The 12,380-nt window shown below is 39.1% G+C and carries 10 protein-coding genes; 9 read left to right on the forward strand and 1 reads right to left on the reverse strand.

What is annotated here, in order from left to right; genetic code table 11:
• The first annotated feature begins 11 nt into the window (after positions 1-11).
• The 7 genes from O7776_RS02520 (at position 12) to O7776_RS02550 (ending at position 10,055) form a co-directional block, all read left to right on the forward strand.
• Positions 12-866, forward strand: coding sequence for a 3-hydroxybutyryl-CoA dehydrogenase (locus O7776_RS02520; RefSeq protein ID WP_274309083.1), 855 nt, complete (start codon positions 12-14; stop codon positions 864-866).
• Between the two features lie 11 nt (positions 867-877).
• On the forward strand, positions 878-2,014 hold the full coding sequence (locus O7776_RS02525) for an acyl-CoA dehydrogenase (RefSeq protein WP_274309084.1): 1,137 nt from the start codon (positions 878-880) through the stop codon (positions 2,012-2,014).
• A 35-nt stretch (positions 2,015-2,049) separates the two neighbouring features.
• Entirely contained in the window at positions 2,050-3,186 is a 1,137-nt protein-coding gene (locus tag O7776_RS02530; RefSeq protein ID WP_241367552.1) for an acyl-CoA dehydrogenase, read from the forward strand.
• 3 nt (positions 3,187-3,189) lie between these two features.
• Positions 3,190-3,822: a TetR/AcrR family transcriptional regulator gene (locus tag O7776_RS02535; protein WP_274309085.1), complete on the forward strand. Its 633-nt coding sequence runs from the start codon at positions 3,190-3,192 to the stop codon at positions 3,820-3,822.
• Between the two features lie 94 nt (positions 3,823-3,916).
• The gene (gene icmF, locus O7776_RS02540) at positions 3,917-7,159 is read left to right on the forward strand and encodes a fused isobutyryl-CoA mutase/GTPase IcmF (RefSeq protein WP_274309086.1); all 3,243 of its coding nucleotides are present in this window, start codon (positions 3,917-3,919) and stop codon (positions 7,157-7,159) included.
• 384 nt (positions 7,160-7,543) lie between these two features.
• Complete coding sequence (gene rpoE, locus O7776_RS02545; protein ID WP_274309087.1) at positions 7,544-8,128, forward strand: DNA-directed RNA polymerase subunit delta; 585 nt, start codon at positions 7,544-7,546, stop codon at positions 8,126-8,128.
• A gap of 322 nt (positions 8,129-8,450) precedes the next feature.
• Positions 8,451-10,055, forward strand: coding sequence for a CTP synthase (locus O7776_RS02550; protein WP_274309088.1), 1,605 nt, complete (start codon positions 8,451-8,453; stop codon positions 10,053-10,055).
• 208 nt (positions 10,056-10,263) lie between these two features.
• On the opposite strand, the gene O7776_RS02555 is transcribed toward O7776_RS02550, so the two are convergent.
• Entirely contained in the window at positions 10,264-10,827 is a 564-nt protein-coding gene (locus O7776_RS02555; RefSeq protein WP_274309089.1) for a DUF2529 family protein, read from the reverse strand.
• Positions 10,828-10,957: 130 nt separating this feature from the next.
• Between O7776_RS02555 and O7776_RS02560 the strand changes: the two genes are divergently transcribed.
• On the forward strand, positions 10,958-11,335 hold the full coding sequence (locus O7776_RS02560) for a response regulator (protein ID WP_274310434.1): 378 nt from the start codon (positions 10,958-10,960) through the stop codon (positions 11,333-11,335).
• A 183-nt stretch (positions 11,336-11,518) separates the two neighbouring features.
• Positions 11,519-12,373, forward strand: a complete 855-nt coding sequence (locus tag O7776_RS02565) for a class II fructose-bisphosphate aldolase (RefSeq protein ID WP_274309090.1) — start codon at positions 11,519-11,521, stop codon at positions 12,371-12,373.
• Positions 12,374-12,380: the final 7 nt, after the last annotated feature.

The following is a 12,380-nucleotide window of genomic DNA, read 5'->3' on the forward strand; positions in this document are numbered from 1 at the left end:
GGGATGAAGGAATGAACATAAAAAAAGTGATGGTTATTGGCGCGGGACAAATGGGTTCAGGTATTGCTCAAGTATGTGCTCAGGCTGGTTTTACAGTCATTTTAAATGATGTAAAAGACGAATTTTATGAGCGCGGTTTAGCGACAATTACGAAAAATCTGGCGCGTGATGTGGAAAAAGGGCGAAAATCAGAAGACGAAAAATCGCAAATACTAGCACGCATTACAAAATCAACATCAATTGATGATGCAAAGGATGCGGATATTGTCATTGAAGCAGCTGTTGAAAATATGGAAATTAAACAATCGATTTTCAAACAGCTGGATACCATTGCTCCAGCACATACGATTTTAGCGACGAATACATCAAGTTTACCAATTACGGAAATTGCAGCAGTGACGAATCGTCCTGAAAAAGTAATCGGTATGCACTTTATGAACCCGGTGCCAGTGATGAAGCTTGTTGAAATTATTCGTGGTTTAGCAACAGCGGATGAAGTTTATGAGGCTGTTGCAGAGATGACGAAGCATTTAGGGAAAACAGGTGTTGAAGTAAATGATTTCCCAGGCTTTATTTCGAATCGTATTTTATTACCGATGATTAATGAAGCAATTTATGCGCTTTATGAAGGGGTTGCGACGAAGGAAGCAATTGATGATGTCATGAAAATGGGCATGAATCATCCGATGGGACCATTAACATTAGCTGACTTTATTGGCTTAGATACATGTCTATCCATCATGGAAATTTTACATGAAGGGCTTGGCGATAGTAAATACCGCCCTTGTCCACTACTACGTAAATATGTGGCGGCTGGCTGGTTAGGTAAAAAATCTGGTCGTGGCTTCTACGTATACGAAAGCTGAGGTGCACATGCATGAACTTACAATTTACAGATGAACAGTTGATGATGCGTAATATGGTTCGTGATTTTGCACAAACAGAAATTGCACCGTTTGTTGAACAAATGGAGGCGGGCGAGTTTCCGCGCCATTTGCTAAAAAAAATGGGCGAGCTTGGCTTAATGGGGATTACAGTACCTACAGAATACGGCGGAGCAGAAATGGATTTTACGTCGTATATCATTGCGATTAATGAACTATCGAAGGTCAGTGCAGTAATGGGCGTCATTTTATCAGTACATACATCAGTTGGAACAAACCCAATTTTGTATTTCGGAAATGATATACAAAAGCAAAAATACGTCCCAAAGCTTGCAAGTGGTGAATTTATTGGTGCATTTTGCTTAACTGAGCCAGGAGCGGGTAGTGATGCAGGTTCTTTAAAGACACGTGCGGTCCGTGACGGCGATGACTATGTATTAGATGGCTCGAAGGTGTTTATTACAAATGGTGGTGAGGCAGACGTTTACATAGTGTTTGCTTCAACGAATTCTGAAGCAGGGACACGTGGAATTTCGGCATTTATTGTAGAAAAAGGAACACCAGGATTTATTATCGGAAAAGATGAGAAAAAGATGGGGCTTCACGGTTCACGTACAGTGCAATTAACATTCGAAAATATGCGTATTCCTGTTGGAAATCTACTCGGTAATGAAGGGGAAGGTTTTAAAATTGCGATGGCGAATTTAGATGCTGGTCGCATTGGGATTGCCGCACAAAGCTTAGGTATAGCAGAAGCAGCGCTTGAAGCGGCAACAGATTATGCCAAAGAGCGTGTGCAATTCGGTAAGCCAATCGCACAGCAACAGGCAGTCGGTTTTAAAGTAGCCGATATGGCAACAGCAGTGGAAGCCGCCAAACTACTCGTTTACCGTGCAGCTCATTTACGTAGTGAAGGATTACCGTGTGGTAAGGAAGCAGCAATGGCGAAGTTATTTGCCTCACAAGCGGCAATGGACACAGCAATTGAAGCGGTTCAAATTTTTGGTGGTTATGGCTACACCGAAGATTACCCAGTAGAGCGCTATTTCCGCGATGCTAAAGTAACGCAAATTTACGAAGGAACAAGCGAAATTCAGCGCATTGTCATTAGTAAGCACTTACTTGGCTAACGCTTTAAAATAAAACAATAAAGGGGTATGGGGAAATGAACTTTCAATTATCAGAAGAGCATCAACAATTACGCGAAATGATTCGCGACTTTGCAATGAACGAAGTAGCACCAACTGCAGAACACCGTGATGAGCACGAGGAATTTGATCGCGGGATTTTTGACAAAATGGCGGAGCTTGGTTTAACAGGAATTCCATGGCCAGAAGAGTACGGCGGCGCAGGCTTTGACTATTTAGCATACTGTATCGCAGTAGAAGAATTATCACGTGTTTGTGCATCAACTGGAGTAACATTATCTGCGCATACTTCACTAGCAGGTTGGCCGATTTTCAAATTCGGTAACGAAGAACAAAAGCAAAAATACCTACGTCCAATGGCAGAAGGTAAAAAGATCGGAGCATACGGTTTAACAGAGGCCGGTTCAGGGTCTGATGCGGGTGGTATGAAAACATACGCAGTAAAAGATGGCGATGATTACGTATTAAATGGCTCAAAAATCTTCATCACAAATGGTGGCGTTGCAGATATTTATGTTGTATTTGCTGTAACAGATCCGAATTCAAAAAATGGTACTTCGGCATTCATCGTAGAGGCAGATTTCCCTGGCTTCTCTGTTGGGAAAAAGGAGAAAAAGCTTGGAATCCGTTCATCACCGACGACAGAAATTATTTTTGACAACTGCCGCGTACCAAAAGAAAACCTACTTGGCGAAGAAGGTCAAGGCTTTGTTATCGCGATGAAAACATTAGATGGTGGCCGTAACGGGATTGCTGCACAAGCAGTTGGGATCGCACAAGGTGCACTAGATGCAGCGGTGGATTATGCAAAAGAGCGTGTACAATTTGGTAAGCCAATTACTGCAAACCAAGGCGTATCATTTAAATTAGCGGATATGGCAACAGAAATCGAAGCTTCTCGCTTATTGACGTATCAAGCAGCATGGTTAGAATCAAATGATTTATCATATGGAAAAGCATCAGCAATGGCAAAATTATTAGCTGGGGATACAGCGATGAAGGTAACGACAGAAGCTGTACAAGTATTTGGTGGTTACGGCTATACAAAGGACTACCCAGTCGAGCGCTATATGCGTGATGCAAAAATTACGCAAATTTACGAGGGCACACAAGAGATTCAACGCCTTGTAATTTCGCGTATGATTACGAAATAATGTATGACAAACATAGATAAGCTGCATGTAGAATCGTCAATAAAAGATGGAAATAAAATTATCGAAAGACGCCAACAAATTGTTGATGCCGGTGTAAAGCTCTTTAAAGAAAAAGGCTTTCACCGCGCGACGACACGCGAGCTCGCAAAAGCAGCAGGATTTAGCATCGGTACGCTGTACGAATATATCCGTACAAAAGAAGATGTGCTGTTTTTAGTATGTGACAATATTTTCAACGAAGTAACAAAATGCTTATCCCAATTTCCAGCTGATAATGGCACGATTACAGCATTGGAGGAAGCAATTCGTCAATATTATTTATTGATCGATAAAATGCCTGAAGAATTTACGATTATGTATCAAGAAACGAAGTCATTGCAAAAAGAGGCAATGCATTACATTTTGGGTAAGGAACTTGAAATGGTCGCTATTTTTGAACGCATGTTAAAAGGCTGTGTCGAGGCTGGAAGTTTAACTTTGAGCGACGAAGCAATTTATTTAGCTGCTAATCAAATTGTGATTCAAGGCCAAAGTTGGGCGTTTCGTAAATGGGCATTGCAAAAGCGTTATACCATTGAACAATATATAAAATTACAAACAACAATGTTTTTACAAGGCATTATGAAGTTTGAATAATACCAAGAAATCTGCCATGTAGAGCGCTAGTAATGAATACGTGCTTTATGTGGTGGGTTTTTATTATTTTGATATAACAAAGGGGTAGAGAGACATGGGGAAAATCGAAGTATATAAACCAAAAAACCACGTTCGTTTTGTTACTGCATCAAGTCTATTTGATGGTCATGATGCATCCATTAATATTATGCGTCGAATTTTACAAGGAAGTGGCGTGGAAGTAATTCATTTGGGGCATAATCGTTCTGTTGAAGAAGTAGTAAATGCGGCGATTCAAGAAGATGCGCAAGGGGTGGCCATCTCTTCTTATCAAGGTGGGCATATGGAATACTTTAAATATATGTATGACCTACTGCGTGAAAAAGGCGCACCACATATTAAAATTTTTGGCGGCGGTGGTGGTGTAATTTTACCGCGTGAAATTAATGAGCTACATGCATATGGGATTGCGGGAATTTTTTCTCCAGAAGATGGCCGTCAATTAGGGTTGCAGGGCATGATCAACAAAAATATAGAAGGTGCTGACTTTTCAACATTAAAAGGAAATTACAGTGAGTTACTAGAAGATTTATCAACAGATACGCCAGAAATTTTGGCAAATTTAATAACAGCTGCTGAAAATGGTCATGATGTAGAGATTGAAGATATGTTAGAACTAGCACGTAAAAAATCAAAAAATACGCCAATTATCGGTATTACTGGAACAGGTGGCGCTGGGAAGTCTTCATTAACGGATGAATTGATTCGTCGCTTTTTACAGGAATTCCCTAACAAGAAAATAGCTATTTTGTCAGTCGATCCTACGAAGCAAAAAACAGGTGGGGCCTTACTTGGTGACCGGATTCGTATGAATGCAATATTTAATAATCGTGTGTATATGCGTAGTTTAGCAACACGTGGCTCACGTACAGAATTATCAAGCTCGATTGGCGATGTGCTGGATGTTGTGCGTGTAGCAGGATTTGACCTAGTCGTTGTTGAAACAAGTGGTATTGGCCAAGGTGACGCAGAAATTACGAAGTACACCGATCTTTCGATGTATGTAATGACGAGTGAGTTCGGTGCGCCAACGCAGCTTGAAAAAATCGATATGATTGATTATGCCGATTTAATAGCGATTAACAAATTTGAACGGAAAGGTTCTGAAGATGCACTAAGACAAGTGCAAAAGCAATACCAACGTTCACGTGAATTATGGGATGAATCGATTGATACAATGCCAGTGTTCGGTACGATTGCATCACAATTTAATGATTTAGGAACGAATTCATTATTCGCTGCACTTGTCGGTAAAATTAATGAAAAATTTGGCTTCGATTGGCATACATCGTACGAGCAATTTGTAAAAACACAAAAGCAAAACATTGTCATTCCAACAGACCGTCGCTATTATTTACGTGAAATTTCAGAAGCGATTCGCAACTACCATAAGCATGCTGAACAACAAGCTCAATTAGCGACGAAATGGTATCAATTAGAAGGAACAAAAGCGCAATTAGCTCCATCTGAAACAGCATTAATCGAGTCATTGAATATGTTAATCGAAGGTGTCCAAAATGAATTAACCGCCGAAACGAAGCGTATTTTAAACAATTGGCATGCATTAAAAGAGGCTTATATGGGTGATGAGCTCATTACAAAAGTGCGCGATAAAGAAATTAAAACGATTTTACGTACCGAATCATTATCGGGCTTAAAAATTCCGAAAGTGGCATTACCAAGCTTTAAAGATTACGGTGATATTTTACGCTGGGTATATAAAGAAAACGTTCCTGGCGAATTCCCATATACAGCAGGCGTATTCCCATTTAAACGTGAAGGGGAAGATCCAAAACGTCAATTCGCAGGGGAAGGCACACCAGAGCGTACGAATAAACGCTTCCACTATTTATCGAAGGATGATGATGCGAAGCGTCTTTCAACGGCATTTGACTCGGTAACATTATACGGTGAAGACCCGCATATACGACCTGATATTTACGGTAAGGTTGGCGAGTCGGGTGTAAGTATTTGTACATTAGATGATATGAAAAAGCTGTATGCCGGCTTTGATTTATGTGCACCCTCTACTTCCGTATCGATGACGATTAATGGTCCAGCACCGATTATTTTAGCGATGTTTATGAATACCGCGATTGATCAGCAAGTGCAAAAGCGTGAACAAGCACTGGGACGTACATTAACTGTTGATGAATTTACTGAAACACGTGAACAAACACTACAAGTTGTGCGCGGTACTGTGCAAGCAGATATTTTAAAAGAAGATCAAGGTCAAAATACTTGTATTTTCTCGACAGAATTTGCATTACGTATGATGGGCGATATTCAGCAATATTTCATCGACCATAAAGTACGTAATTATTATTCTGTATCAATTTCGGGTTACCATATTGCAGAAGCAGGTGCAAACCCGATTTCACAATTAGCGTTTACATTGGCAAATGGCTTTACGTATGTGGAATATTACTTAAGTCGTGGTATGAATATCGATGACTTTGCACCGAATCTAAGCTTTTTCTTCTCAAACGGTCTAGACCCGGAGTATACCGTTATTGGTCGTGTTGCTCGTCGTATATGGGCAGTTGTCATGCGTGATAAATACGGTGCGAATGAACGCTCGCAAAAACTGAAGTATCATATTCAAACATCAGGTCGAAGCTTGCACGCACAGGAAATTGATTTCAATGATATTCGTACAACATTACAGGCATTGATGGCATTGCAAGACAACTGTAATTCACTGCATACAAATGCATATGACGAAGCGATTACAACACCAACAGAGGAATCGGTACGCCGCGCGATGGCCATTCAAATGATTATTACAAAAGAGCATGGCTTATCGAAAAATGAAAATCCATTACAAGGGGCATTCATTATTGAGGAGTTAACGCAATTAGTGGAGCAAGCGGTATTGGAGGAGTTCGACCGGATTAATGATCGTGGCGGTGTCTTAGGTGCTATGGAAACGCAATATCAACGCGGTAAAATTCAAGAAGAATCAATGTACTATGAGCATTTAAAGCATTCAGGTGAACTACCGATTATCGGCGTAAATACGTATTTGAATCCAAATCCACCTTCAGATGAAGCGATTAACAACATGGAAATCGCACGTGCATCTATAGATGAGAAAGATTTACAGATTACTAATTTACAAAATTTTAAAGCGCAACATGAGGCAACGAGTGAAACGGCCATTGAACAATTAAAGCAAGTGGCAAAAACAAACGGCAATATATTTGAACAGCTAATGGAAACAGTAAAGGTTGCAAGTCTAGGACAAATTACAAATGCTTTATACGAAGTAGGTGGACAATATCGCCGAAATATGTAGATGAAATTAGCTACTTCGATAAATAAAATTTCTTCTATACTTGAGATTTTAAAAAAAATATAAAAACTGCGACTTGAAATTCCACGTTTGGTACAAATTTCGTTATACTAAATAGCATGAACAACTATTTTTGAAAGAAGGTGCGGCACGTTGCGACAATATACACATTACATTTTAATTTTAGCTTGCCTTGTGGCGACCTTCTTTTTATATAACAAACAACTAGCTGCAATACCACTGCTTCTGTTATCATTAATTTTGTTTTACGTTGCCTATAAGAAAGCAACAAATTTAAAAAACAAGAAATGAAACTAGCATAGTAGTAGCATGTTTGTATATAATGGGTATTATGCTTATCAATAGACATGTAATAAAGGAAAGGACGTGCACGATTTGAACTTTCGTGGAATGACAGACGAGCAATTAGCAGAAGAGTCGTTAATCGACTTAGCATACGCAATTTTAGAAGATAAAAAACAAGCAATGCCTTTAAATGATTTATTAAAAGAAATCCAAAAATTAAATGGTATATCAGAAGAGGACTTAAAATCACGCTTAGTACAATTCTACACAGACTTAAATGTAGAAGGACGCTTTTTATTAAACCACGAAAATGGTTGGGGCTTACGTGAATGGTACAAAGTTGAAACAATTGAAGAAGAAACAGCACCAACAATTAAAACACGTAAAAAGAAATCAAAAGTGGCTGACGATGAAGACGAAGATTTAGTAGAGCTTGATGAAGAAGATGTATTATTCGAGGAAGACTACGATGAGTTCGTAGACGGTGAAGATGATGCAGATGATTCAGAAGAAGAAATCGATTTCGTTGAAGAAGATATCGAAGACTTAGATTCTGATATCGATGAAGAATTAATCGATGAAGAAGATGATAGCTTCATTGTTGAAGACGACGACGAAGACGTTGAAGAAGACGAAGACGAGGAGTTTGAAGACGAATTAAAATAAGCACTTTGGATTTTTAATGTAAAGTACTTGACTTCTAATTCACTTCCGTATAATCTTTTACTTGGGCTCCTTTAAAGAGGAGAATGACCGTATAAGTAATACGCTCCCCCTGCAAGCAAGATGCAGGAGGAGCGTTTTTTTATTTTTTAGTGGATACGGAAGTATAAGTTTTCAAAAAAATCCACATAAGAAAAGACAACAGTTCATGCCGTTTGGTACGAAATGCTCTTTTCTAATAGGACACTTTATTAGAAAAACATTCATTTGCACTGGGAGCAACGGATGTTTTTCTAATTTGTTTAGCAACGAGGAGGAATTAGCAATGACAAAGTATATTTTCGTAACAGGTGGCGTAGTTTCATCACTTGGTAAAGGGATTGTAGCAGCATCTTTAGGCCGCTTATTAAAAAACCGTGGACTAGAAGTAACGATCCAAAAGTTTGACCCTTATTTAAACATCGATCCAGGTACAATGAGCCCATATCAGCACGGTGAGGTTTTCGTAACAGATGATGGCGCAGAGGCTGACTTAGACTTAGGTCACTATGAGCGTTTCATCGATATCAATCTGGGTAAACACTCAACAGTAACGTCTGGTAAAGTATATCAATCTGTATTAAATAAAGAACGCCGTGGTGATTATAACGGTGGTACCGTTCAAGTAATTCCTCATGTAACAAATGAAATTAAAGACCGTGTGCAACGTGCGGGTCGCGAAACTTCTGCTGATGTAGTAATTACAGAAATCGGTGGTACGGTAGGTGACTTCGAATCACTTTCATTCTTAGAAGCCGTTCGTCAAATGCGTCGTGACTTAGGTCATGAAAACGTAATGTACATTCACTGTACGTTAATGCCGTATATCGCAGCTGCTGGTGAAATGAAAACAAAACCAACGCAACACTCTGTAAAAGAGCTACGTTCATTAGGGATTCAACCAAACATCATCGTTTTACGTACAGAACAACCTGTACCACAAGATATGAAAGAAAAAATTGCGCTATTCTGTGATGTTCGCTCATCAGACATTATCGAATCTCGTGATGCTGAACACCTATATGAAGTACCATTAAATTTACACGCGCAAGGCTTTGACCAAATCGTTCTTGATCACTTCGGTATAAATGCTCCGAAAGCAGATATGGAAGACTGGAAAGAGCTAGTACAGCTAGTGAAAAACCTAGAGCACAAAACACGTATTGCATTAGTTGGTAAATATGTAGAGCTACAAGATGCCTACATTTCTGTTGTTGAAGCACTTAAACACGCAGGTTATGTTTACAATTCAGATATCGAGATTGAGTGGATCAATGCAGAGCACGTAACACCAGAAAATGTACAAGAATTACTTGGACAAGTAGATGGTATTTTAGTACCAGGTGGCTTCGGTGATCGTGGTGTTGAAGGTAAAATCGAAGCAATTCGCTATGCACGTGAAAACGATGTACCGTTCTTCGGTATTTGCTTAGGTATGCAAATGGCGACTGTAGAATTCGCACGTAACGTAATGGGCTTAGAAGGCGCACACTCTGCAGAATTAAACAAAGATACGAAGTACCCAATTATTGACTTCTTACCAGATCAATCAGAGAGTACAGATATTGGTGGTACATTACGTCTTGGTTTATATCCATGTAAATTAAAAGAAGGTTCAGTTGCTCGTGCAGCTTACAACGGCGAAGAGTTAGTTTACGAACGTCACCGTCACCGTTATGAGTTCAACAACGAATTCCGTGAAGCAATGGAAGCAGCGGGCATGGTATTCTCAGGACTTTCACCAGATGGCAAATTAGTAGAAATTGTAGAATTACCAGAGAAGAAATTCTTCGTAGCGGGTCAATTCCACCCAGAATTAATTTCACGCCCTCAACGTCCACAATCACTATTCCGTGAGTTCGTAGGCGCGGCGTTTAATAATCGTAAATAATGAAAAATACAAAGGGAATGTCCGAGAAGTAATTCTGGGACATTCCCTTTTTGCTGAGGCTGTAGGCCAGCACGATGTTAGTCAAGAATGCGTTGTCACATGATGTGACAACGCATTCGTTCTTATTCTGACCATCGCCTATAGTGGATTTTTAATACATGAGAAGAACACTGTCCGAAAAGTTTTTACTTTTTGGACATTCCTTTACTTATGCAAATGGTGAAGTTATTTCTGATTCGTCCTCGTCTTCATCATCGTCTACCATTTCATCAAATTCCATTTTGATTGCTTCATAAATATATAAAGCGGCCATAATATGTGGGAAAACAATACGCTCGCCAAGTTTTGTAGGGTGCGGTAAAATTCCCCCACGCATTTTTAATGAAATGTATGTGTACGCTAAATTGCTTAATTCATTGTCTTCTGACGCTACTTCGCTTGCCACTGCAGCAAATGGAATAAAATCAGCATGTAATTTTTGTGCTAATTGAATTACTTGTGCATCATTTGCCTGACGTGTGAAAATAATGACACGATCTGCAGGGATTAATTTTACTGAATCGTTATAACGTGCAAATTTTGTGAACCGCTGTACACCTAGTTCTGCCTGCATCGCAATGGCATCCATCTCACCAAATGTTGCAAAGTAGACCGTTCCTTGACCAATTGCAGCTTGAGCAAGTAATCGTGCTGTTTCTTCAATCGCTTCTTCTTCTGATTGCCCGATACGCTGTAGAAGACCTGTTAATTGTGTTGTTAAAATTTTTGACATGATTCCACCTCAAAACTATTATAAAATTGAAGGTACGAAAAAGCAAAATGGTCAAATATTAGCTTGCTAAAGAAGGAATTTATTGTTATTAATAGAAGTAGTTTACTTACATATCGAGTTTGTAAGGGGGATGGCTTTGAAGGAAATTTTAATAGTTGATGATCAATCAGGCATTCGATTGTTACTGAATGAAGTATTTAAAAAGGAAGGCTACAACACACATTTAGCCGCAAATGGTTTAGATGCATTAAAAATAGCGGAAACAGTCACACTGAATTGTGTATTATTAGATATGAAAATACCGGGTATGGATGGCTTAGAAATTTTAGCACGTTTAAAAAGGATGCAGCCAAATTTACCGGTAATTATGATGACAGCTTATATTGAGCAGCATATGATTGATAGCGCGACGGAACTTGGTGTCACAAAATATTTTGCAAAGCCATTTAATATTTTTGAGATGCGCGATGAAGTGGGGAAGATATTAGCTATTCCAGAAAAAATATAGTGAAAAACAAGTTAGCAGGCAGTAGCGCATACTGTCTGTTTTTGTTATGATTAATCTGAATGTTTTTTGTCTTTTTAGTTTAAAAATTTTATGAATTCTGGCAAAAAACACAGTACTTCAAAAAGTAATCTATTTTTTTACTTGTAGTAAACTAACTAACTATCTTCGAGGAGGATTTTAATAATGGCATTAGTTTCGATGAAAGACATGTTAATTAAGGCAAAGGCAGAAGGTTATGCAGTTGGTCAATTTAACATTAACAACTTAGAGTGGACACAGGCAATTTTACAAGCAGCAGAAGAGGAAAAATCACCAGTAATTTTAGGAGTATCTGAAGGCGCTGGTAAATATATGGGTGGCTTTATCGCACTTGTAAAAATGGTTGAAGGCTTAATGGAAAGCTATAAAATTACAGTTCCAGTTGCAATTCACTTAGACCATGGTTCAAGCTTTGAAAAATGTAAAGAAGCAATCGATGCTGGTTTCACTTCTGTAATGATTGATGCTTCTCACCACTCATTCGAAGAGAACGTAGCGATTACAAAAGAAGTTGTAGAGTATGCGCATGCTAAAAATGTTTCAGTTGAAGCAGAATTAGGTACAGTTGGTGGAGAAGAAGACGGCGTAATCGGTGGTATTATGTACGCAAACCCACAAGAATGTAAAGCATTAGTAGAAGCAACAGCAATCGACTGCTTAGCTCCTGCATTAGGATCTGTACACGGTCCATACAAAGGTGAACCAAACTTAGGCTTTGCTGAAATGGAAGAAATCTCTACATTAACTGACTTACCATTAGTATTACACGGTGGTACTGGTATCCCAACGAAAGATATCCAACGTTCAATTTCTTTAGGTACAGCAAAAATTAACGTAAACACTGAAAATCAAATCGCGGCTACGAAAGTTATCCGTGAATTTTTAGATAACGACAAGAAAACTTACGACCCACGTAAATTCTTAGGCCCAGCTCGTGAAGCGATTAAAACAACAGTAATCGGCAAAATGCGCGAATTTGGCAGCTCTCAAAAAGCGTAATTTATGA

It is taken from the genome of Solibacillus daqui, assembly GCF_028747805.1.
GTDB classification, from domain to species: domain Bacteria; phylum Bacillota; class Bacilli; order Bacillales_A; family Planococcaceae; genus Solibacillus; species Solibacillus daqui.